Source organism: Eubacteriaceae bacterium Marseille-Q4139 (assembly GCA_018223415.1).
GTDB lineage: Bacteria > Bacillota > Clostridia > Lachnospirales > Lachnospiraceae > CABSIM01.
The window spans coordinates 2,425,119-2,447,869 of sequence record JAGTTQ010000001.1; the positions used below are offsets into that span (position 1 = coordinate 2,425,119).

Here is a 22,751-nt window from a genome sequence, read left to right on the forward strand (position 1 = left end):
AAAGTATTTAAGAAGGTTTCTGCGCGGACAGGCCGTCGGAAAAGCGGAAAACGATGGTAATGCGGCCGCCTTCCCTGATGATGATCTGATCCACCAGTTCGAGCAGGATATCGCGTGTCAGGGAATCTATATTCTGGCTTCTTTGCAGAGAGGAAAAGAGCTGATTTTCTGTATCTTCTCTGGCCTCTGGCTTTTCTATTTCGCTCCGGAGCCCTTCGACGGCGCCTGAAAGCTCTTTGGCCTGCCGTTCATAGTCCTCTTTCATCTGGCGGTAATCGTCGCGGGTGATCTCGCCGTCTTTCCAGTCCTGGTAAATGGCCTGTTTGTACCTGGCAATTTTTGAAAGTTCCCGCTCCTTTTGGTTTAAGGCTTCCGTGAGCGTTTCGGTGCGGTGACTGGAGGGGGCGGCGAGGACTGCCTGTTCCAGAAGCTTTGTACAGCCGGCGGCCAGATAAATCTGGAGCCTGACAGCAAAGAGGACAGCAGCCTCCAGACGGTCGTGGCGGATGGTATGCTTGGTGCATGCGTTTTTGGAGCAGTCTTTGTAAGTCCGGCAGTAGTAGTAGACGGCATTTCCTGCCTTGCTGCGGGTCATGGCCCTGCCGCAGTCGGCGCATTTTAATAAGCCGCTGAACAGATAGGGCTGGTTCTGCCCTGGGCCTGTTCGGATGTTCATGGACAGGAGTTTCTGGGTTTTTTGGAACGTGTCCCGGCTGATGATGGGCTCGTGGGTATTTTCAACGACATACCATTCTTCCTGCGGGACAGCTTCCTGGATGTGGATTTTATAGCTCTTCATCCGGCAGCGCCCCTGCACCATGTCCCCGCAGTACATGCGGTTTTTGAGGATCGCCGTGACGGAAGCCGGGCACCATAGGGACGGCTTCGCAGGATCGACCCTGGGATTCTGGTATTTTAACCCCAATCGTTCTTTTTTGTAGGCGGAGGGGCTTAAAATGCCGCAGCCGTTTAAGCTGCGGACAATGGCATTTTTGCTCATGCCGTTTAAAAACATGGAAAAAATATCCCGGACAACGGCGGCTGCCTCCCTGTCGATGACAAGTGCGTTTTTGTTGCCGGGGGCTTTGATGTATCCGTAAACGGCAAAGGAGCCGATGTGTTCCCCGTTCCGGCGCTTCATGTCAAAGACTTCGCGCACCTTATCGGATGTCTCGGCGCAGTGGTTTTCGTTGAGCACGCCCTGGATGGGGACGGCGATGTTCCGCATGCCCCGCGGCTCCTTGTAGCTGTCGAGAGGCTGATGGTACAGGGAGATAAAGCGCACGCCATGCCGCGGGAACCAGTCGTCCAGATAGTAGCCCTGATCGCTGTAATTGCGGAAGGAACGCGCCAGATCCTTGACGATTACGCAGTTGATGCGGCCGCACAAGATGTCGGACAGCATCCGCTGGAAGCCGTCCCGCCCGTCGTCGGTGGTGCCGGAAATCCCGTCATCCACGTATTCCCCGGCGATCCGGTATTCGTCGCCGTCGTCGAAAGCGGCGATGTGCTCTTCGATGATGGCTCTCTGGTTGGCAACGCTCTCGGATTCGGCCGGCGAGCGGGCGTCCTCTCTGGAAAGGCGGATGTAAACGGCGATGTTCCATGTCCTGCGTCCAGCCGCGAAAAATGCAGGGGAAGACCGGATGCTCTGTGTCATGGAATGCCTCCTTTACAGGCCGCAGCCCCTGCGGTGCAGGAATTCTGCAAGAACATCAGAGAGGGGCGGCGCACCGTCGGTAAATTCCAGAGAAACAAGGATGCCGCCGACATGAAACTGGGAGAGGCTGCCGGCCGTATTTTGAATATAGGCGGCCCGCAGGCCGGGAGGAATGGCCGGATCCAGCTTAAGGCCGCTGAGATCTGCCGGCATGTCTTTTGTTAAAATCTGCTGATGATTCATAAAAAATACGCCTCCTTCCCAACATGTTTATGCGAAAGCCGGCTTGTCTTATCCGCTGGATTTATGGACGAAAAAAGCGGCCGGCTTAAAGCGCCTGCCGCAGTTGGGGGGCTGGGATTATGTCAGTTCGCAGAGATGGCAGGAGCCCCTGCCTTTTTTCTTTGCCGTGTACAGGGCGCTGTCTGCTTCTTTATACGCCTGCCCGTAGGAAACACCGGCACGGCTGAGGCGGCAGACGCCCATGCTGCAGCAGGCGTCAAGGGGCTCTCCGTTCCATGAGAGACGGCTTAAATGGCGGTTCACAGGATCGGCGCCTTCCGCAGGGGAAAATACACCGGCATTCATAACGGCGGCAAATTCATCTCCGCCAAGACGGCCGATTCCAATGGCGTTTGGGAAAACTTCTTTCAGGATGCGCCCCATTTCCGCCAGCACGTAGTCGCCGCAGGGATGGCCGTAGTGATCGTTGATGAGCTTAAATTTGTCGAAATCGGCGATGAACATGACAAGCGGCCGCTCCGGCCCGCAGGAAGAGAGACTGAGCTCTGCGCGTTCCTGGAACGCGGCTTTTGTGAGAATCCCGGTGAGGGGATCTGTCTGGAGAAGCTCCTGGAGGCGCTGGTTCGTGAGATCCAGCTCCCGGTGCTGCAAAAGCATATCAACCGCATGGCGGCAGTTTGTTATGGATACGGCAGCCGCTGCAAGCGTTGAGAAAGTCAGGTTGAGCACTGTTCCGGACGTTAATATGGGCCCGGCAAAAATTATAAAGAGGATATAGCCCAGGCTGTAACAGAATATGCTGTACAGAGCCGGCATCTGGACGAACATGGCCAGTCCCCAAAAGGCGGTGACAAGAACTAAAATTTCGGCATCCGGATTTTGCATCAGGTCATATGTATTGAGCCCCACATTCCACAGAAGGAAAAACAGCACACAGCCATACTGGAACGCCCATTGGAGTCTGACAGAGCCGTGCCGCGAGGCGCGTTCCAGAAAGAGAAACAGGATTGCAGAAAGAAACAGGACGCTGTACATGCCGAAATAAATCCGGTTATTGACAGAGGAAAGGCCGGAACGTGACAGGAACAGCACCCGGAAAATGTTGTAGGTCTCCATTCCGATGATCATAAGGCTGACAACGGACAGGGAGGCGGTGTTTTTCTTCAGAGTGTGGTGCCAGAAATCATTTTGTATTTCGTATGGAATGGTAAAAAATTTTTGCAGCTTTTTGCCATGCTGACACCTCCTTAAGCCTGATGGTTCACGATAAGGCAAAGGGCGGAAGTTTGTGTGATTTGCTATTCCTATTATAATGGAAAAAATCTGGTTTGTACATACAAACACGGCTTTTGGGCGCGGAATTTTTGCTTCAGATGCTTTTTTGACGTAATAGGAACTTGTTCGTTTCCTGTTTGAAACGCACCGACCGGCCCGACCGGCCCGGCAGGGGCGACAGGAGCTGCGGGAGCAGCAGGTGCCACAGGCCCGACTGGCCCGGCAGGTGCCACAGGAGCCGCAGGAGCAGCAGGCGCCACCGGCCCGACTGGCCCGGCAGGAACGGCAGGAGCAGCAGGCCCGACAGGCCCCACCGGCCCGGCAGGTGCAGCAGGAGCCGCGGGAGCCACTGGCCCCACAGGCCCCACCGGCCCGACCATGACCATGGACGCCCTGTATGCGACCAATGTCCCGAGCCAGTCCCCGGCGTCCAACGGTGACCCGCTGACCCTTGACACTACGCAGCTTACGGAAGGAACGTCCATCACCCACACCGGCGGCGCCAGTGACATCAACATCACGGAAAGCGGCGTGTACCTGATTTCCTACTCCACTGTCGCCACGAATACCACCGGCGCCGGCACGGCCAGCGTCCAGCTTGAGGAAAACGGCACGGCAATCCCGGGCAGCGTTACCTCGGAGACGCTTACGGCCGCCTCGGACACGGCGACCCTGGCGGCAACTGTCATCATCAGCGTGACCGGTACGGCGACGATCACCCTGAATATGGTAGGAACGGGCCTGTCGTTTACCAACACTTCCGTGGCGGTGACGAAGCTCAGCTAAGGAAATACGAAAGAGGGCCGGGAAACGGCCTGAGCATGGGAGGGCGGTGCCAGTCACCGCCCTTTTGTGCAGCGCAAGTCCGGCAGGCGGCATTATAAATGAAAATTTCCAGGAGGAAAATTCGTGAAGGTAGTTGTGTATGCAATCTGTAAGAATGAAGCTAAATTTGTGGACAGGTGGATGGACTCCATGTCAGAGGCAGATCAGGTGGTGGTGTTAGACACCGGGTCTTCAGACGGGACGGCAGAGAAATTAAAGAGCCGCGGCGCTCTTGTGCGTGTGGAAATCATCACGCCGTGGCGGTTTGACACAGCCAGGAATCATGCGCTTGACCTTGTGCCGGAGGATGCGGACATCTGCGTCAGCACAGATCTCGACGAGGTATTAGAGCCTGGCTGGCGGGAAAAGCTTGAAGCGGCGTGGAAGCCGGGGACGAACCGGGCGTCCTACCGTTATACCTGGAGCTTTAACCAGGACGGCTCCGAGGGCGTCGTGTTCTGGATCGAACAGATCCATTCCAGGCACGGCTACCGCTGGATCCATCCGGTGCACGAGGTGCTGGAGTGGGATATGGCGGGCGGCCGGGAAAAGCGGGTGTTTGCGGAGGGCGTACAGCTCAATCATTATCCCGACCAGGAAAAATCCCGCGCCCAGTACCTGCCGCTTCTGGAGCTGTCGGTCCGGGAGGCGCCGGAGGACGACCGGAACACTCATTACCTGGGCCGGGAATACATGTATAAGAAGCGGTGGGACGACTGCATCCGCACGCTGAAGCACCACCTTGTCATGCCGTCGGCCACATGGGCCGATGAGCGGGCGGCGTCCATGCGCTATATTGCCAAATCCTATGTGATGAAGGGCGAGCCGGCCGTCGGACGTCTGTGGTACTTAAAGGCCATCGCCGAGGCACCGCACCTCAGGGAGGCGTACATGGATCTTGCCCTGCTTCTCTATGACGAAGAGGAGTGGGACGGCGTCCTCTATTTTACCAGCTGTGCGCTGGCGCTTAAGGAGCGGCCCAAGTCGTATATCTGTGAAGCGGCCGCCTGGGGGAGCCTGCCCTATGACCTCCGCTCCATCGCCTTTTATCAGACGGGCCGGACAGAGGAGGCGCTTCTGGCGGCGAGGAAGGCGCTTGAGATTGAGCCGGGGAATGAGAGGCTTCGTGGGAATGCGGAACTTTTGGAAAAACTGGTGCATGAGAACGGGAAAGACGAAGAAAAGGAAAAAACTGACGGAAATTCTGTTTGAAATTTTTGGATTTCAGGATACAATAAGAGCAGGCGGATTACGCAGCATGAAAAACAAAAGGAGAACACCATATGCAAACCAAAAAAGTAAGCATGGATCCCAAAGAATATACAGACAGCAACCCATACTTGAAATACAACCATATCGAAGTAGTGGAGATTTCCCCGGAGTGCAGCGTCGTCCAGGTGAAGATCTGCGGCGATTCCTTAAACGTAAACGGCACGGTTCACGGCGGCCTGATTTTCACCATGGCTGACTGCGTGGCCGGAATCACGGCGCGGGCCGATGGGCGGATGTATGCGACCCAGAGCGCCCATATCAACTTCATCGGGAACGTGACCGCCGGGACACTGACGGCAAAAGGGATTCTCGTGAAACGTGGAAGAAAAGTTGTCATCATCCATGTGCCGGTGACAGACGAAAGCGGAAAGCTCCTGGCAGACGCGACGCTGGATATGTTCTGCCTTGGGGAATAAGAAGGAGGCGGCAGGCTTGAATATCAATGAAATTGCAAAGCTGGCCGGAGTGTCGCGGGCGACGGTGTCCCGGTACTTAAACGAGGGCTATGTGAGCGGGGAAAAGAAGGAACGCATCCGCCAGGTTATCGAGGAGACCGGCTATAAGCCGTCGTCCCAGGCGCAGATGCTGAGGACGAAAAAGACGAAGTTAGTAGGCGTCATCCTGCCGAAGATCAGCTCTGATACGGTGAGCCGCATGGTGGCCGGGATCAGCGACATCCTCTCGGAGCATGGCTACCAGATTCTTCTGGCGAACACCAACAACGACATCAGCGAGGAAATCAAATACCTCAACATCTTTAAAGAAAGCCATGTGGACGGGATCCTGTTCATTGCGACGATTTTTACGTCCAGGCATAAAAAGGCCTTAAAGGAGTGCCGGGTACCGCTTGTGATTTTAAGTCAGCGGCTGGAGGGCTATTCCTGCGTTTACCACGACAATTTCCATGCGGCCTGGGAGCTGACGGAGCTGCTTCTTGAAAACGGCCGTGTCCCGGCTTATATCGGGGTCACGGATAAAGACGAGGCCGTCGGCCTGGAAAGACGGCGCGGGTACGAGGCGGCGCTAAAGAGGCGGAAGCTTCCCTGCCGGCCGGAGCTGATGGCGGAAGGTGATTTTTCCATTGAATCCGGCATGGAGAAAATGAAGGAGCTTTTAGAGCGGGAGCCGTCGGTGGATTCCGTGTTCTGTGCGACGGACAACATCGCTGTCGGAGCCGTCCTCTATTTAAAGGAAGCCGGGAAATCGGTGCCGGGAGACATCCAGGTGGCCGGCATCGGCGACACGATCCCTGCGCGGATTGTGAGCCCTGCCCTCACCACCGTACATATCCCCTATAAGACGAGCGGGATGGAAGCGGCGAAAATGCTGGTGGAACGGATGGAGACGGAGGGGGCCGTGGTGAAGGAACTGAAGATGGGTTATGAGATTGTAATGCGCGGTTCCCTGAGAGGGAACGGCAGATAGGGCAGCAGGAATCCGGAGAGGGAACCTGGCTGCCCTCTTTTTTTCTGCTGATACCGCCGCGTTCCGGCGCACGTGTGCGCCTGGCGCCAGCGATTTGTCTATTCTGCATAGTTTCCATCCCTAATTTTATCTAATTTGTCAATTTACATCAATCCGCTCCATGGATATAATAAATCCATAAGTGAGAACGATTTCATATATGAATCACAAGCAAACACAAAACAAACAATGTATTAAAACATAATTTTAGTGAGAACGATATCATAATATGAAATCAAAGGAAAAGGAGAAAAGAAATATGGGACAGTTTCATTATGTAATCAAAGACGAAGTTGGAATTCACGCGAGACCGGCTGGGATGCTGGTAAAGCTTGTGAAGGGAGCCGGCTGTGAGGTGACGGTCACGAAGGGCGAGAAGACCGTAGATGCTTCAAAGCTCATCGCGGTCATGGGCCTCGGCGCAAAGAAAGGCGACGAGATTGTGGTATCGTCGGAGAGCGACGAGGTGCTTATGAAGGTAAAAGAGTTTCTGGAGGCAAATCTGTAAAAACCGGGTGAATTCCGGCGCAGGGGGGGGGTACGGGACATGGAACAGTATAAGGGAAAATCCATTTTTCAGAGGATTGCAGTCGGGCGCATCTGGTTCTACGCGAAAGAGGAACAGGTCGTCAAGCGGCACCGCATCGAGGATGCGGCCGCAGAATGGAAGCGGTACGAGGCTGCCAGGGAAAAGGCAGGCGAAGAGCTGGGTGTGCTTTATGAAAAAGCGCTCCAGGAGGTCGGCGAGATCAACGCGGCAATTTTTGAGGTTCAGACCATGATGCTGGAAGACGACGACTACAACGACGCCGTAAAAAACATCATCGAGGGCCAGCAGGTCAACGCGGAATATGCGGTAGCCGTCACCGGCGACAATTTTGCCAAAATGTTTTCGGAGATGGAGGACGAATATTTCCGGGCGAGAGCTGCGGATATCCGGGATATCTCCGAGCGGCTCATCACAGCGCTGATGGACGGGACGCGGGATAACAGCATGGGCGGCGAACCGGTGATCGTGGCGGCAAAGGACCTGGCGCCCAGCGAGACGGTACAGATGGATAAGTCCAAGCTTCTCGGCTTTGTGACCGAGTACGGCTCTTCCAATTCCCACACGGCGATTCTGGCCCGCACCATGAACATCCCGGCGCTCATCGGCATCCCGGTGAAAGAAGAGTGGGACGGAAAGCTGGCCATTGTGGACGGATACAGCGGAACCTTTTACATAGATCCTGACGAGGAGACGCTGGCGGCCATGGAGAAAAAGCTTAAAGAGGACATGGAGCGGGAGCGCCGCCGCCAGGAGCTTAAGGGGAAAGAGACCGTCACGGCAGACGGCAGGAAGATCAATCTCTTTGCCAATGTGGGCAGCACGGCCGACGTGGCCGTGGCCTTAGAGGACGACGCCGAGGGGATCGGCCTGTTCCGGAGCGAATTCCTGTATCTTCAGAACGACGATTACCCCAGCGAAGAGGAACAGTTCCAGAGCTACAAGCTGGCGGCCGAGACCATGGCCGGGAAGAAGGTCGTGATCCGGACGCTTGACATCGGCGCAGACAAGAAAGCGGATTATTTTGGCCTTGAAAAGGAAGAAAACCCGGCCATGGGCTTTCGGGCCATCCGGATCTGTTTGGAGCGGCCGGAAATCTTTAAAACCCAGCTTCGCGCCATTTACCGGGCCAGCGCCTTCGGTGAGATCGCCATCATGTACCCGATGATTACCTCGGTAGAGGAAGTGCGCCGGATCAAAGAGATTTCCGCCGAAGTCCGGGCGGAGCTAAAGGGACAGGGCGTGCCCTTCGGAAACGTCGAAGAGGGCATTATGATAGAGACGCCGGCGGCGGCTGTCATCAGCGACCTTCTGGCAAAGGAAGTGGACTTTTTCAGCATCGGCACCAACGATTTAAGCCAGTACGTCATGGCCATCGACCGGCAGAACGAGAACCTGGCGCGTTTTTTCAATCCCCACCACGAAGCCGTTTTGAGGCTGATCCGGCTGGTGACGGAAAACGGCCATAAGGAAGGCTGCTGGGTCGGAATCTGCGGAGAGCTCGGTGCGGATGTGACCCTGACGAAGGAATTCGTGGACATGGGAATCGACGAGCTTTCCGTATCGCCCGGCATGATTCTGGCCGTGCGGGAGGCGGTTCGGAACATTCAGGGCTAAAATACAGGATGAATGAGGCAGGATATGGGAAAGAAAATCATTTTTTTGGACATTGACGGGACGCTCACAGAGCCGGGAACCAACGAGCCGCCGGAATCGGCCGTCAGGGCCGTGAACCTGGCGCGGGAAAACGGGAACTATGTGTTCTTATGTACCGGCAGGAATTACGGAATGCTGTCGCCGCTTTTAAAATACGGCTTTGACGGGGCCGTAGCAAGCTCCGGCGGCTACATCCGGATGGGAGAGCAGACGATCTATGACTGCCCCATGACCGAAGTGCAGAAGGAGCAGGTTCTGGGGATCCTGGAACAAAACGGGATTTACCGCACGGTGGAATGCCTGGACGGTTCCTATACCGACGACGGCTTCAAAGAGTTTTTGGCAGAGCATGCAGGAAGCGGGAAAAACAGCGAGCTGCTCCGGTGGCGGAAGCAGATTGAAAAATCCTTAAACATCCGTTCCATGAAGGAATACGGCGGTGAGCCGGTCTATAAGGTGGTTATCATGTGCCAGGAGGCCGGACAGCTTTTGGAGCCCCAAAAACTTCTTGGCGGCGGCTTTCACTTCTGCATCCAGGAGCCGGACGCCTACGGGATCATAAACGGCGAGGTGGTGAACCGGCAGTTCGACAAGGGAAAAGGCGTGGAGCGCGTCTGTCGGCATCTGGGTATCCCGGTGGAAGACACCATCGCCTTCGGAGACAGCATGAACGACCTGGAGATGCTTAAGACGGCGGGAACGTCGGTCTGCATGGAGAACGGAAGCGAAGCCTTAAAGAAAATCGCAGACGATGTCTGCCCGGCTGTCACAGACGACGGGCTGTACCGGGCATTTGAAAAATACGGATTCATCTAAAAATGGGGAAATTCGGCGGAGGACAGGGAAATGGCTATTGATTATGGGAAATGCGCCAGAGAAATTTATGAAAACCTCGGCGGCAGGGAAAATATCGTGAGTGCGGCGCACTGCGCGACGCGGCTCAGGCTGGTGACGGTGGACAACGGAAAAATCGACATGAAAAAACTTGAAAATGTCGACGGTGTCCGCGGCGTCTTTGAGAGCAACGGTCAGCTCCAGCTCATCATCGGGACGGGAACCGTCAACAAGGTCTACGAAGAATTTTTGAAGGTCAGCGGCATGACGGCCGCTACGAAGGAAGAGGTAAAGGCGGCGGCCGCCGCGAAACAGCCGGTCATCAAGCGGATGGTAAAGGCCCTCGGCGACGTATTTGTGCCGATTCTGCCGGCCATCGTGGCTTCCGGCCTGATGATGGGCCTGGTGGAGGCCATCGGAAAGGCTGTGCCCGGCTTTGCGGCCAGCGACTGGTACGGGATTCTGGATCTTTTATCCAATACGGCCTTTACGTTCCTTCCGGTGCTGATTGCCGTATCGTCGGCGCGGGTGTTCGGCGGGAATATTTTCCTTGGCGCCGTCATCGGTATGATTATGATCCATCCGAGCCTCATAAACGCCTGGTCGGTAAGCGGCATGGACGCCTCGGAGATTCCGGTCTGGAACCTGTTCGGCCTTTCCATCCGGCAGGTGGGCTACCAGGGCCATGTGATCCCGGTGGTAATCGCCGTCTGGATCATGTGCCGTGTGGAGAGCTGGCTCCATAAGCATGTGCCGGAGATGGTGGATCTCTTTGTGACGCCGCTCTGCACCGTATTGTTTACGGCGTTTCTGACCCTGGGACTCATCGGCCCGATCTTTTCCACGGCCGAAAACTATATTTTGGATTTTGCAGGATATATTATTACCGTGGGCCACGGCATCGGCGCCATGATTATGGGCGCTCTCTACCCGCTTACGGTTGTATGCGGAATCCACCACATGTATAACGTCATCGAGGCCGGTATGCTTTCGGCGGAAAACGGCCTCAACACCTGGATGCCCATTGCGTCGGCAGCAAACTTTGCCCAGGGCGCGGCCTGCCTGGCCGTAGGTCTGAAGGCTAGGAATGCGAAGATGAAGTCTGTGGCGATCCCCTCGTCTCTTTCGGCGGCGTTAGGAATTACGGAACCGGCCATCTTCGGCGTTAATCTGCGCCTCGTAAAGCCTCTGGCCTGCGGTATGGCCGGCGGTGCATGCGGAGCACTTCTCGGAGCCATTTTCCACATCGGGGCCACCTCCTACGGTGTCACGGGACTTCCGGGATTCTTAATCACCCTTGACTACACGGCCCAGTACGCCATCGTCCTTCTTGTATCGGCAGCCGTAGCCTTCGGCCTCACCTGGATTGTCTGGAAGGAAGAGGAACCGGAAGGAGAAGGGAAAAAAGCGGCACCGGAAACGGTGAAAGCTCCGGCGACACCGGAAGCGGCCGAAACAGCGCCGGAATCAGAGGCTCAGACGGCCGCCGCGGCAGACGAAAAAACCGCCCTGCCGGCCATGGAAAACGGGGAATATCTCCTTTATAACCCGATCTGCGGCCAGGTCATCCCGCGGGAGGAGATCCCGGATGAGACCTTTGCCACGGGAATCATGGGCGACGGCATCGGAATCGTACCGGAAAAAGGCGAGGTGGTCGCTCCCGTGGACGGCGTAATTTCCTCCGTGACGGACAGCCGCCACGCCGTCGGCATCACAGGCCCCGGTGAGATGGAAATTCTGATCCATGTGGGCATTGATACGGTCAACATGAACGGCGACGGCTTTGAGCTTTTCGTCTCCGAAGGCGAGGCGGTAAAGGCCGGGCAGAAGCTTCTCTCCTTTGATATGGAAAAGATCAAGGCGGCCGGTTACAGCACGGTGACGGCTGTACTGGTGACAAACAGCGACGACTACACCGCGTGCAGGAGAGAAAAGACAGGCGCGGCAGGTACGCTGGAGAAGGTATTCTGTGTGAAGCCATAACAAAAATCATGCCGAAGCGGCGGGAAACGGGGGCTTTTCGTCCCGGCCCGCCGCGCGCATGCAAAACAGGAGAAGGAAATGATGGAGCGGAAAAACTGGAAGCCAGAGTTTGCAGAGCGCTTTGACGCGCGCTACGACGAGCTTAAATGGCTATATTGTGAATTGTACCACAATCATATGGACGGACTCGACTGGCTCTGCGGCGCCATGTATGATGCATACACAAAGCGGAGCGCGGAATTAAAGCGCCAGGACAGGAGGCGGGAGAAGTCGCCGGACTGGTACCGGAAAAACGACCTGCTCGGCATGATGTTATATGTAGACGCCTTTGCCGGAAACCTGTCCGGCGTGAAGGAGAAGCTTCCTTATATAAAATCCTGCGGCGTCAATTATCTCCACCTGATGCCGCTTCTCGACAGCCCCAAAGGGCGCGATGACGGCGGCTATGCGGTGGCGGATTTTAGGAAAGTGCGGCCGGAGCTTGGAACCATGGAAGAGCTGGAGGAGCTGACAGCCGAGTGCCGCAGGCAGGGGATTAGCTGCTGTCTCGACTTTGTCATGAACCACACCAGCGAAGACCATGCCTGGGCGAAGGCGGCTCGGGCCGGCGATCCCGAGGCGAGAAGCCGCTACTTTTTCTATGATAACTGGGACATCCCGAAACAGTTTGAGGAAACCATGCCAGAGGTGTTCCCGACCACGGTGCCGGGAAATTTTACATGGCTGGAGGATTGCAGGCAGGTTGTCATGACGACGTTCTACCCCTACCAGTGGGATTTAAACTACGGAAATTCCACGGTCTTCAACGATATGACCTGCAACATGCTGTATCTTGCCAACCGCGGCATCGACGTGATGCGGCTGGACGCCGTGCCTTATATATGGAAGGAACTTGGCACAAGCTGCCGGAACCATCCAAAGGTGCATACCATCGTCCGGATGATGCGCCTCGTCTGTGAGATTGTCTGCCCCGGCGTGCTGCTTCTCGGCGAGGTTGTCATGGAGCCGGCCCGGGTGGTGCCGTATTTCGGTACGGTCGAGAAGCCGGAGTGCCACATGCTTTACAACGTGACGACCATGGCGAGCACCTGGAACACGGTGGCGACAAAGGATGTGGCCCTTTTAAAGCGCCAGATGGATCAGGTTTCGGCCCTGCCGAAGGACTACGTGTTCTTAAACTACCTGCGCTGCCATGATGACATCGGCTGGGGACTTGACTATGACTGGCTTTCCCAGTTTGAAATCGACGAGGCGGCCCATAAAAAGTACCTCAACGATTACCTGACGGGGCAGTGGCCAGGAAGCGATGCCAGGGGCGAGCTTTACAACAACGACCCGCGGCTTAAGGACGCACGGCTCTGCGGGACGACGGCCTCTTTAAGCGGCCTGGAGGCGGCGCTCTATGAGAACGACGCAGAAAAAACGGAGAAGGCCGTAAGGCTCATCGAGATGCTTCATGCATGGCTCTTTGTCCAGAGCGGCATCCCCGTTCTTTACAGCGGCGATGAAGTCGGTGCCTTAAACGACTACTCCTATAAGGAAGACCCCTATAAGAAATTTGACAGCCGCTATCTCCACCGCGGCCGCTTCCCATGGGAGCTTACGGAGGGGAACGCGGTTTCCGGGCGGATTTTTGAGAGCCTGCGGAACATGGAGACGCTGCGCGCCGCTTACGGCGTATTCTCCGGAAACGCGGCCGTTTCCACCTTCGATACGGGAAACAGCCATGTCCTCGGCGTTCTGAGGAAGTGCCAGGGGCAGGAGCTTTACGCGCTGTTTAATTTTAACGGAAGCGAGGAAACCGTCCGGGGAATTACGGAAGGAAGCTTTAAGGAGCTGATTTCCGGCCGCGAGGAAGCGGCAGCCTGGAAAACCATGCCGGGATACGGGGCATGGTGGCTTTTCCGGGAGGAAAAACAGGCGTAGGGCAGGGACAGAGCCGGGTGTCCGGACATAAGACAACGAGCCCACGCGTATCATAAGCCGAAAATCCGCATTCTGCCGATAAAATTTAAGGTTTTTCCTTGACAGGGAAAGAAAGTCTGTATATAATAATGGGGCGTGCATAAGTGCGTCCCATTTTTGGTGCGCGTATGATTGCCGCAAAAAGGCTGAAAAGAAGCAACCACAGACAATATCACAGGAGGTGAACAGGATGCCTACATTTAACCAGTTAGTAAGAAAAGGAAGACAGACGACAACCAAGAAATCCACAGCACCGGCTCTTCAGAGAGGTTACAACTCCCTTCAGAAGAAAGCCATCAACGTATCCGCTCCGCAGAAGAGAGGCGTTTGTACCGCTGTTAAGACTGCAACTCCTAAGAAGCCGAACTCCGCTCTTAGAAAGATTGCCAGGGTTCGTCTTTCCAACGGAATCGAGGTAACGAGCTACATTCCGGGCGAGGGTCACAACCTTCAGGAGCACTCCGTAGTTCTGATCCGCGGCGGCCGTGTTAAGGACCTTCCGGGTACCAGATACCACATCATCAGAGGTACGCTGGATACCGCAGGCGTAGCCAACAGAAAGCAGGCCCGCTCCAAGTACGGCGCCAAGAGACCGAAAGATAAGAAATAAGGTAATTGCGAAGCAATTACCGCTACCCAAACGCAGCGAAGCGGAGTTCGGGTTTCCCGTCTGAATGGGATGGGCCGGAATACCGCAAGGCGCAACGCGAAGCGGAGTTCGGGTTTCCCGTCCAAATGAGGCGAGCCGGAGTTCCGCAGAAAAAAGGACATTCACTAACAGCAGTAAAGTGTAAAGTCAGTGCCGGTGATATTGAACCTGTGGGTTGCAGGAAATAGATAACTACCGAGCGCGAACACATTTTATGGAAACATGTGAGTACCGATGAATTGATCAATTTATGATTAAGGAGGGAAGTAACGTGCCACGTAAAGGACATACTCAGAAAAGAGACGTATTAGCAGATCCTCTGTACAATAACAAGGTTGTTACGAAGTTAATCAACAACATCATGTTAGACGGCAAGAGAGGAGTTGCTCAGAAGATCGTTTACGGCGCATTCGGCCAGGTTGCTGAGAAGACCGGAAAGGATGCCGTAGAAGTATTTGAAGAGGCTATGAACAACATCATGCCTGTTCTCGAGGTTAAGGCAAAACGTATCGGCGGTGCCACCTACCAGGTACCGATTGAGGTTAAGCCGGACAGAAGACAGGCTCTGGCCCTTCGCTGGCTGACTCAGTATTCCAGAAAGAGATCTGAGAAGACCCAGATGGACAGACTTGCAAACGAGATCATGGACGCTGCCAACAACACTGGCGCAGCCGTGAAGAAGAAAGAGGAAATGCACAAGATGGCAGAGGCCAACAAGGCATTTGCTCATTACAGATTCTAAAAGGAGGAAAATTCCTTGGCTGGAAGAGAATATCCATTGGAGAGAACCAGAAATATTGGAATTATGGCTCACATCGATGCTGGTAAGACCACACTGACCGAGCGTATCCTCTATTACACTGGTGTAAACTATAAAATTGGTGACACTCATGAAGGTACAGCTACCATGGACTGGATGGAGCAGGAGCAGGAGAGAGGTATTACCATCACTTCCGCAGCTACCACCTGCCACTGGACGCTTCAGGAGAACTGCAAGCCGAAACCAGGTGCCCTGGAGCATCGTATCAATATCATTGATACCCCAGGCCACGTTGACTTCACGGTAGAGGTTGAGCGTTCCCTGCGTGTTCTGGACGGCGCTGTCGGCGTATTCTGTGCAAAGGGCGGTGTTGAGCCCCAGTCCGAGAACGTATGGCGCCAGGCTGACACCTACAACGTACCGAGAATGGCATTCATCAACAAGATGGATATCATGGGTGCAAACTTCTACGGCGCTGTCGAGCAGATCCGTACAAGGCTCGGCAAGAACGCTATCTGCCTTCAGATCCCGATTGGCAAGGAAGATGAATTCAAGGGAATCATCGATCTGTTCGAGATGAAGGCTTATATCTACAACGACGACAAGGGCGAGGATGTTTCCATTGTCGACGTTCCGGAAGAGATGGCTGATGATGCAGAGTTATACCGCAGCGAGCTGGTTGAGAAGATCTGCGAGCTGGATGATGACCTGATGATGCAGTATCTCGAGGGCGAAGAGCCGTCCGTTGAGGATATGAAGAAAGTCCTCAGAAAGGCTACCTGCGAATGCCAGGCCATTCCGGTATGCTGCGGTTCCGCTTACAGAAACAAAGGTGTTCAGAAGCTTCTGGACGCTGTCCTTGAATATATGCCTGCTCCGACCGATATCCCGGCCATCAAGGGCGTGGATATGGACGGCAACGAGATCGTCCGTCATTCTTCCGATGAAGAGCCGTTCTCTGCTCTTGCATTCAAGATCATGACTGACCCGTTCGTTGGAAAGCTTGCATTCTTCCGCGTATATTCCGGTACCATGAACTCCGGTTCCTACGTGTTAAATGCAACAAAGGGCAAAAAAGAGCGTGTTGGCCGTATCCTTCAGATGCATGCCAACAAGAGACAGGAGCTTGACAAGGTTTACTCCGGAGATATCGCTGCCGCTGTCGGCTTCAAGACGACGACGACTGGTGATACCATCTGCGACGAGCAGCATCCGGTAATCCTCGAGTCCATGGAGTTCCCGGAGCCGGTTATCGACATCGCCATCGAGCCGAAGACGAAAGCCGGACAGGACAAGATGGGCGAGGCCCTTGCAAAGCTTGCAGAAGAGGATCCGACCTTCCGTGTCCACACCGATTCCGAGACCGGCCAGACCATCATTTCCGGTATGGGCGAGCTGCATCTTGAAATCATCGTTGACCGTCTCCTTCGTGAGTTCAAGGTAGAGGCCAACGTGGGCGCTCCGCAGGTTGCTTATAAAGAGACCTTCACCAAGGCCGTTGACGTTGACAGCAAGTATGCAAGACAGTCCGGCGGCCGCGGTCAGTACGGTCACTGTAAGGTACACTTCGAGCCGATGGATCCCAACGGCGAGGAGACATTCAAGTTCGAGTCCAGCGTTGTCGGCGGTGCAATTCCGAAGGAATACATCCCGGCAGTCGGCGAGGGTATCGAAGAGGCTGCCAAATCCGGTATCCTCGGCGGATTCCCGGTACTGGGCGTTCACGCAAACGTATTCGACGGTTCCTACCACGAGGTCGACTCCTCCGAGATGGCATTCCACATTGCCGGATCCATGGCATTCAAGGATGCTATGGCAAAGGCCGGTGCAGTGCTTCTTGAGCCGATCATGAAGGTAGAGGTAACGATGCCTGAGGAGTACATGGGCGACGTTATCGGCGACATCAACTCCCGCCGCGGACGTATCGAAGGTATGGACGATATCGGCGGAGGCAAGATGGTAAGAGCATTCGTTCCGCTTGCCGAGATGTTCGGTTACTCCACAGATTTAAGAAGCAAGACCCAGGGACGCGGCAACTACTCCATGTTCTTTGAGAAATACGAGCAGGTTCCGAAGAGTGTCCAGGAGAAGATCATTGCCGAGAGAAAAGGCGCGAAATAAGCGTGAATTAAGCAAGAACGGGCTTGAAAATATTTTTGGAATCGAATATAATATTATTCAGCCTAGTTAAATAGAATAGCCCAATGGGCGCAAATTAAGGAGGACGTTTTAAAATGGCAAAAGCTAAGTTTGAGAGAACCAAACCGCATTGTAACATTGGTACCATTGGACACGTTGACCATGGTAAAACTACATTAACAGCAGCTATTACAAAGGTACTTTCCGAGAGAGTTGCCGGAAACGTAGCTACTGATTTTGAGAATATTGATAAGGCTCCGGAAGAGAGAGAGCGTGGAATCACAATCTCCACCGCACACGTAGAGTACGAGACAGAGAACAGACACTATGCACACGTTGACTGCCCTGGCCATGCTGACTATGTAAAGAACATGATCACTGGTGCAGCTCAGATGGACGGCGCTATCCTTGTAGTTGCTGCTACGGATGGTGTTATGGCTCAGACAAGAGAGCACATCCTGCTTTCCCGTCAGGTAGGCGTTCCGTACATCGTTGTATTCATGAACAAGTGTGACATGGTAGACGATCCGGAGCTCCTTGAGCTGGTTGAGATGGAGATCAGAGACCTTCTTAACGAGTACGAGTTCCCGGGCGATGACACTCCGGTTATCCAGGGTTCCGCTCTTAAGGCACTTGAGGATCCGCAGAGCGAGTGGGGCGACAAGGTTATGGAGCTTATGGCTGCAGTTGACAGCTATATTCCGGATCCGGTTCGTGACACCGATAAGCCGTTCCTTATGCCGGTTGAGGACGTATTCACCATCACTGGCCGTGGTACCGTTGCTACTGGCCGTGTAGAGCGTGGTACGCTGAAGCTCAACGACGAGGTTGAGATCGTTGGTATCCATGAGGAGACCCGCAAGACGGTTGTAACTGGTATCGAGATGTTCCGTAAGCTCCTTGATCAGGCTCAGGCTGGTGACAACATCGGCGCTCTGCTTCGTGGTGTTCAGAGAACTGAGATCCAGAGAGGACAGTGTCTTGTAAAACCGGGTTCCGTAAAGTGCCATAAGAAATTTACGGCTCAGGTTTACGTTCTGACCAAAGACGAGGGCGGCCGTCATACTCCGTTCTTCAACAACTATCGTCCGCAGTTCTACTTCAGAACAACAGACGTTACCGGCGTTTGCGAGCTTCCGGCTGGCACCGAGATGTGCATGCCTGGCGACAACGTAGAGATGACCATCGAGCTGATCCACCCGGTAGCTATGGAGCAGGGTCTCCGCTTCGCTATCCGTGAGGGCGGCCGTACCGTTGGTTCCGGTAGAGTTGTTTCCATCATCGAATAATCAATTCGTGAAAAATAAATAGAGGTATCCAAGGATACCGTTATGTCCAAGCGCAAAGTGAGCTTCCCGGATTTATCCGGGGAGCTTTTCTTGTTTCATAAGCCTGGCAAGCGGTATCATGCTCGCATGAAATGCCATTTGCTGGGTGTAAGAATATGGAGCACGTAGGGAATGTTTGTGTGCAATACTGAACAGGGGAAATCTCCCCTGCTCGATGTAAGAGGAAACTGAGTTTCCTCTTACACAAGAAAGGCTTTGGCGATTAGCCAGACGTTCATAAAAAGGTTACCCCCCAAATTTGACCATTTAAGGCATCTGACGACGAGGGGCTAAACTGAAAATAAGCTATACTTGGTTTGATGGCTAGGTATAGCTTATTTTTTATCGTGAGTTTAGCGGCGCATGGATGGCAGGAAAGAAACGTGTGGTACTCAGGGGGCTGCATGGAACGCTTTGAGAGGAGTAACCGCTGCTGCAAGACGATGCTGAACTTGCAGAAGTACCCAAAGGGGCAGGTTTTTATAAGAGGTCATAGTAGATGCTTTTTTAGTGGAGGGCGAAATCTTTAGTCCAACCAGGAAAGGCGGAATGCAGCCTATGAGGGAGCACACCATTGATTTTAGACTGAGCTTATGCTATTATTAGACTAAAATTAGGCTGAAAGGAATTGAAATGTCGAGAGAACTAATTTACTTGGATACCTATATCCTGCAAAAAGATATGCGTATTAGGTTGCCTAAAAGCATCTTAGCAAACCTTAACGCAGAAAAAGGTGTAACGAAATTTAAGATTTATTACGACCAATCTGAAGATTGCATCGTGTTAAAGAAGGATGATAGTGACAATGAATAAAGCTGTTATGCGAAAAGAAGTTGATTATACGAAGTCAGTAACACAGCAACATATTAAGTCATTAGGGCAGTATTTCACAAATCCAATAATTGCTCGATTCATGTGTGAATGGGCATGTAGAAATGCCAAAACTATTCTTGATCCCGCGGTAGGTAATAGTGTTTTTTTACAATACGCAGCATATGTCAACCCAGAGTGCGAGCTAACAGGATACGAAATCGACAATAAAATTTTGGACTTTTTTGGAAATCCCACGTCAGCCAATATATATAATGTCGACTACCTATTAAATGGTTGGGATTTACAATTTGATGCTATTGTATGCAATCCTCCATATAATAGGTTTCAAGCCGTTTCAAATCGAACTGAAATACTTGAAAAAATAAGTGCTTATACCGGAATTAAATACAGCAGTTATACAAATTTGTATATATTGTTTCTTATCAAAAGTATTTTCCAAATGTCTAACAATAGTCGATTGGCATATATTATTCCAAGCGAATTTCTCAATTCAAAGTATGGTGTGGCAATTAAAAAACTGATGATTGAAAAAAGATTGCTGAAATCAATTATCAATTTCCGTAAGGATAAAGATTTGTTTTTCAACGCAACTACAACTTGTTGTATTCTGCTTCTTGATAAAAAAGAGAAAGAGGAAATTTCTTTTTATAATCTTAACTCTATTAATCAGCTCGAAAAACCCATGTCAATGGTGTTCGAAAACGAAAATCATATTAGCGTTAAGTATGATGATATTAATCCTAATGAAAAATGGAGACTCTATCTTTATCACGAAGAAACGGTATCATATAACAACCTAATAAATCTTTCAAACTTTTGCGTGGTTTCAAGAGGAATAGCGACAGGAGCGAATGACTTTTACTGCTTTAACAAGACTAAGATTCGTGAAAAAAATATTCCAGACTTTTATTTTGAAAAGTGCATTTGTAGGTCAGCAGATGTCAAATCAATTATCTTTACTGAAAACGATTTCAACGCTTTGGCAGAACAAGACAAAATGGTCTACTTGTTGGATATTAAAGATGGACTTACAGAAGAAATTAAAGAATACATTAGGCAAGGCGAAGAAGAAGGTGTCAATAATAAGTATTTACCAGCCAGCCGAGTTCCTTGGTACACTATAGAACAAAAAAAGCCAGCTCCAATATGGGTAAGTTCTGCATGCAGAGATAAAATTAAGTTTGTAAGGAATCTCCTAGGAATCAAGACACTCACTACATTTCACTCTGTTTATGTAAGAAAAGAATACGAAGAATATACTGATTTGATTTTTTGTTACTTCTTGACACCAATTGCCCAAACGATACTAAAAGAAAACAGAAAAGAATTGGGAAATGGACTGGAAAAATTTCAACCAAACGATTTGAACTCTGCACTTATGTTGGATGTAACATTAATTTCGTCTGAAGATTGTGAAAAGATAATGAGCATTTATCATTCTCTGGCAACAACCATCACAGATACAGAACTTAATATATTAAACGACATATTTCTAAAGTATCTAAGCAATTGCTAACCGAAAGAGCGAAGGCAAAACTTTCGCTCTTTCATTATTCATCAATATAGTTAGACAAGGATACTGTAACATATGAAGGAACTCTTTTTACATCAATCAGGATGTTCTCTGGAATAGAAGTTTTAAGTTTCCTTTGAAGGTGTCCAGTCAGGAGAGAATGTCTGGAAACTTCAAAGTGTCAGGATTAGATTGTGAACACGATATCTCTTTTGTCTCGCCAGGAAGGAGCCAATCAATTGCTAAAATGTAATTATCACAAAATCATCCCACGCTCTTTCTTTTCTTTTTTTCAAGTGCTACTTGGTTTGCTTGCTCTAACACAACAAGGAACTCTTGCGGTGTGCGTTTAGTAGCTGTCCTTAGATTTTTGTACATAGAAGATTGAAGATTTCCGTTGTTGCTTGGATTGACATAAACGTCTGGTATCCATGCTGTCGGAAAGACAATGCACTTGTCCAGACCTATTGTCATATCATCGTTGAAACTTATTACAAATGTCGCTATGTACAAATTCGCAGAAGGATTTTTTTTGTAAAAATCAATTAACCTAACCGCCTTTGAGATATCGTCCTTGTTTGTTCTGCCACCCAATACAGCAGACTTGATATTAACATATGATTCCTTGTTTCCATCGTAACAGAATCTAAAATCAAAGACACCAACTTCAGAATCTGCAGCGTGTACGCTATCAAAGCCAAGCTGCTTAACGCGACTTTCAAGGCCCTGGCTGATTACTTCTTCGACAATTCGCCATACAGTGCGTCCTTTTGCTGCTTTGCGCCAACCATATGGCATAATCTTGGTATTAGCGATTGGAATATTTCCGATGTGCTTAATTAGTTGATTAAGCTTTTCTTCAAGGTGATTTCGCTCAACCTTAACAGCAGTTAATTGTTCATCACGTGTCATTTACGAATAACCTCCCCAAATGTTATAATCCTAGAAATAAGTCACTCAAAGATATTCCCAACCCATCAGCAATTTTCTTGATGTTTTGGAGCGCAGGATTTCTCTTGCCCGCTTCAATCGAAGCAAGATAGGTTCTGTCCATATCAATAGACAGGGCAAATTTTTCTTGACTCATTCCACTCTCTTTTCGTAATTGTCGTATCCTTAGACCAAACTCTCTTTGAATATCCAAATAAAGTTCACCTCCATGATTAAACAATATGCATCAAAATTTTACTCATTTGTTGCATATAAAACAACGGACTATAAGTAACGGTTGGCGGTTTTTCATCAAGATACGAAGCCAAAATTATCAACTACGCTGTGCCGCTGGCGCCTACTGTTCCGTATGGCTATGTCAAAGAACTTAAAAGCCCGAAGTATTGGTTTATTGTCCTCTATCGCGTACAAAAATAATAAAGGCATCAACTAGCCGAACCCATTATGGGAGAACCCTTGCGGATGGAATAGCAATTCCGTGGTCAAAATTTTAGAACGCAGGGGTACATAGGCTGTACGGTCAGCTTCAAGACCTACGTCAAATCCATTTGGGACAGAAAGAAGATTGCTTCACATACTTGAAGAATCGCGGAAAATGCCCCAGCTACTTTATCCGTGAGTCTGTGTTGGAGGACATGGTCTTGAAGCATATTTAGTTGGTGATGGAGTATAAACCCAATTTCCGTGAGTATTTTATTGCAGTTATGAGCACCAGCTCTAAGTGGAGTCAAAACGGCAAACACAGATAGAACATCCACATCAAGTATGACGGTATCGGCTTCACCCCACTGGAAGAACTTGTGAAAAAGGAAACGGCATGACTTTTGTCACGCCTCCCCTTGAAAAAACTACG

Annotated in this window: 18 protein-coding genes and 1 pseudogene; 14 read left to right on the forward strand and 5 right to left on the reverse strand. The window is 51.6% G+C overall.

Features of this window, described 5'->3' with window-relative positions; translation table 11 throughout:
• Positions 1-7 precede the first annotated feature (7 nt).
• The 3 genes from KE531_11425 to KE531_11435 all read right to left on the reverse strand — a co-directional run bounded on the left by KE531_11425 (position 8) and on the right by KE531_11435 (position 3,019).
• Positions 8-1,660 (reverse strand): recombinase family protein, encoded by a 1,653-nt coding sequence (locus KE531_11425; protein ID MBR9954210.1) that lies wholly within the window; start codon positions 1,658-1,660, stop codon positions 8-10.
• 12 nt (positions 1,661-1,672) lie between these two features.
• Complete coding sequence (locus KE531_11430) at positions 1,673-1,903, reverse strand: hypothetical protein (GenBank protein ID MBR9954211.1); 231 nt, start codon at positions 1,901-1,903, stop codon at positions 1,673-1,675.
• 117 nt (positions 1,904-2,020) lie between these two features.
• Positions 2,021-3,019 carry a GGDEF domain-containing protein gene (locus tag KE531_11435; GenBank protein ID MBR9954212.1) on the reverse strand — a complete coding sequence of 333 codons (999 nt, stop codon included), beginning with the start codon at positions 3,017-3,019 and terminating at the stop codon, positions 2,021-2,023.
• Positions 3,020-3,325: 306 nt separating this feature from the next.
• Here KE531_11435 and KE531_11440 point away from each other — a divergent pair.
• The 14 genes and pseudogenes from KE531_11440 (at position 3,326) to KE531_11505 (ending at position 20,950) form a co-directional block, all read left to right on the forward strand.
• A pseudogene (locus KE531_11440) lies at positions 3,326-3,964 on the forward strand (BclA protein).
• 180 nt (positions 3,965-4,144) lie between these two features.
• Positions 4,145-5,215, forward strand: coding sequence for a glycosyl transferase family 2 (locus KE531_11445; protein ID MBR9954213.1), 1,071 nt, complete (start codon positions 4,145-4,147; stop codon positions 5,213-5,215).
• A gap of 92 nt (positions 5,216-5,307) precedes the next feature.
• Positions 5,308-5,691 carry a PaaI family thioesterase gene (locus KE531_11450; protein MBR9954214.1) on the forward strand — a complete coding sequence of 128 codons (384 nt, stop codon included), beginning with the start codon at positions 5,308-5,310 and terminating at the stop codon, positions 5,689-5,691.
• Positions 5,692-5,707: 16 nt separating this feature from the next.
• Positions 5,708-6,700, forward strand: coding sequence for a LacI family DNA-binding transcriptional regulator (locus tag KE531_11455; GenBank protein MBR9954215.1), 993 nt, complete (start codon positions 5,708-5,710; stop codon positions 6,698-6,700).
• A gap of 298 nt (positions 6,701-6,998) precedes the next feature.
• Positions 6,999-7,247, forward strand: coding sequence for an HPr family phosphocarrier protein (locus KE531_11460; protein MBR9954216.1), 249 nt, complete (start codon positions 6,999-7,001; stop codon positions 7,245-7,247).
• A gap of 39 nt (positions 7,248-7,286) precedes the next feature.
• Positions 7,287-8,903 carry a phosphoenolpyruvate--protein phosphotransferase gene (gene ptsP / locus KE531_11465; protein ID MBR9954217.1) on the forward strand — a complete coding sequence of 539 codons (1,617 nt, stop codon included), beginning with the start codon at positions 7,287-7,289 and terminating at the stop codon, positions 8,901-8,903.
• A 24-nt stretch (positions 8,904-8,927) separates the two neighbouring features.
• A complete protein-coding gene (locus KE531_11470; protein ID MBR9954218.1) occupies positions 8,928-9,758 on the forward strand; it encodes an HAD family hydrolase in 831 nt (276 codons plus the stop codon).
• Between the two features lie 30 nt (positions 9,759-9,788).
• Positions 9,789-11,759, forward strand: a complete 1,971-nt coding sequence (locus KE531_11475) for a glucose PTS transporter subunit IIA (GenBank protein ID MBR9954219.1) — start codon at positions 9,789-9,791, stop codon at positions 11,757-11,759.
• Between the two features lie 78 nt (positions 11,760-11,837).
• Positions 11,838-13,685, forward strand: coding sequence for an alpha-amylase family protein (locus KE531_11480; protein MBR9954220.1), 1,848 nt, complete (start codon positions 11,838-11,840; stop codon positions 13,683-13,685).
• Between the two features lie 229 nt (positions 13,686-13,914).
• Positions 13,915-14,334: a 30S ribosomal protein S12 gene (gene rpsL / locus KE531_11485; GenBank protein ID MBR9954221.1), complete on the forward strand. Its 420-nt coding sequence runs from the start codon at positions 13,915-13,917 to the stop codon at positions 14,332-14,334.
• A gap of 310 nt (positions 14,335-14,644) precedes the next feature.
• Positions 14,645-15,115 carry a 30S ribosomal protein S7 gene (rpsG, locus tag KE531_11490; protein MBR9954222.1) on the forward strand — a complete coding sequence of 157 codons (471 nt, stop codon included), beginning with the start codon at positions 14,645-14,647 and terminating at the stop codon, positions 15,113-15,115.
• Between the two features lie 15 nt (positions 15,116-15,130).
• Complete coding sequence (gene fusA / locus KE531_11495; GenBank protein MBR9954223.1) at positions 15,131-17,254, forward strand: elongation factor G; 2,124 nt, start codon at positions 15,131-15,133, stop codon at positions 17,252-17,254.
• 113 nt (positions 17,255-17,367) lie between these two features.
• Positions 17,368-18,561, forward strand: a complete 1,194-nt coding sequence (gene tuf, locus KE531_11500) for an elongation factor Tu (protein MBR9954224.1) — start codon at positions 17,368-17,370, stop codon at positions 18,559-18,561.
• An 844-nt stretch (positions 18,562-19,405) separates the two neighbouring features.
• On the forward strand, positions 19,406-20,950 hold the full coding sequence (locus KE531_11505) for an N-6 DNA methylase (protein ID MBR9954225.1): 1,545 nt from the start codon (positions 19,406-19,408) through the stop codon (positions 20,948-20,950).
• Positions 20,951-21,211: 261 nt separating this feature from the next.
• Here KE531_11505 and KE531_11510 read toward each other — a convergent pair whose 3' ends face one another.
• Both KE531_11510 and KE531_11515 read right to left on the reverse strand, forming a co-directional pair.
• Positions 21,212-21,859 carry a hypothetical protein gene (locus tag KE531_11510; protein ID MBR9954226.1) on the reverse strand — a complete coding sequence of 216 codons (648 nt, stop codon included), beginning with the start codon at positions 21,857-21,859 and terminating at the stop codon, positions 21,212-21,214.
• Between the two features lie 22 nt (positions 21,860-21,881).
• The gene (locus tag KE531_11515; GenBank protein MBR9954227.1) at positions 21,882-22,091 is read right to left on the reverse strand and encodes a helix-turn-helix transcriptional regulator; all 210 of its coding nucleotides are present in this window, start codon (positions 22,089-22,091) and stop codon (positions 21,882-21,884) included.
• Positions 22,092-22,751: the final 660 nt, after the last annotated feature.

Bases quoted from the DNA above. Each gene is read 5' to 3' on its own strand.
- KE531_11510 (MBR9954226.1), bottom strand. From the start codon at position 21,859: ATGACACGTGATGAACAATTAACTGCTGTTAAGGTTGAGCGAAATCAC.
- KE531_11470 (MBR9954218.1), top strand. From the start codon at position 8,928: ATGGGAAAGAAAATCATTTTTTTGGACATTGACGGGACGCTCACAGAG.
- KE531_11475 (MBR9954219.1), top strand. From the start codon at position 9,789: ATGGCTATTGATTATGGGAAATGCGCCAGAGAAATTTATGAAAACCTC.
- rpsL (MBR9954221.1), top strand. From the start codon at position 13,915: ATGCCTACATTTAACCAGTTAGTAAGAAAAGGAAGACAGACGACAACC.
- KE531_11505 (MBR9954225.1), top strand. From the start codon at position 19,406: ATGAATAAAGCTGTTATGCGAAAAGAAGTTGATTATACGAAGTCAGTA.
- KE531_11430 (MBR9954211.1), bottom strand. From the start codon at position 1,903: ATGAATCATCAGCAGATTTTAACAAAAGACATGCCGGCAGATCTCAGC.
- KE531_11460 (MBR9954216.1), top strand. From the start codon at position 6,999: ATGGGACAGTTTCATTATGTAATCAAAGACGAAGTTGGAATTCACGCG.
- KE531_11425 (MBR9954210.1), bottom strand. From the start codon at position 1,660: ATGACACAGAGCATCCGGTCTTCCCCTGCATTTTTCGCGGCTGGACGC.
- KE531_11445 (MBR9954213.1), top strand. From the start codon at position 4,145: ATGGACTCCATGTCAGAGGCAGATCAGGTGGTGGTGTTAGACACCGGG.
- KE531_11450 (MBR9954214.1), top strand. From the start codon at position 5,308: ATGGATCCCAAAGAATATACAGACAGCAACCCATACTTGAAATACAAC.
- KE531_11435 (MBR9954212.1), bottom strand. From the start codon at position 3,019: ATGGAGACCTACAACATTTTCCGGGTGCTGTTCCTGTCACGTTCCGGC.
- KE531_11480 (MBR9954220.1), top strand. From the start codon at position 11,838: ATGATGGAGCGGAAAAACTGGAAGCCAGAGTTTGCAGAGCGCTTTGAC.
- tuf (MBR9954224.1), top strand. From the start codon at position 17,368: ATGGCAAAAGCTAAGTTTGAGAGAACCAAACCGCATTGTAACATTGGT.
- ptsP (MBR9954217.1), top strand. From the start codon at position 7,287: ATGGAACAGTATAAGGGAAAATCCATTTTTCAGAGGATTGCAGTCGGG.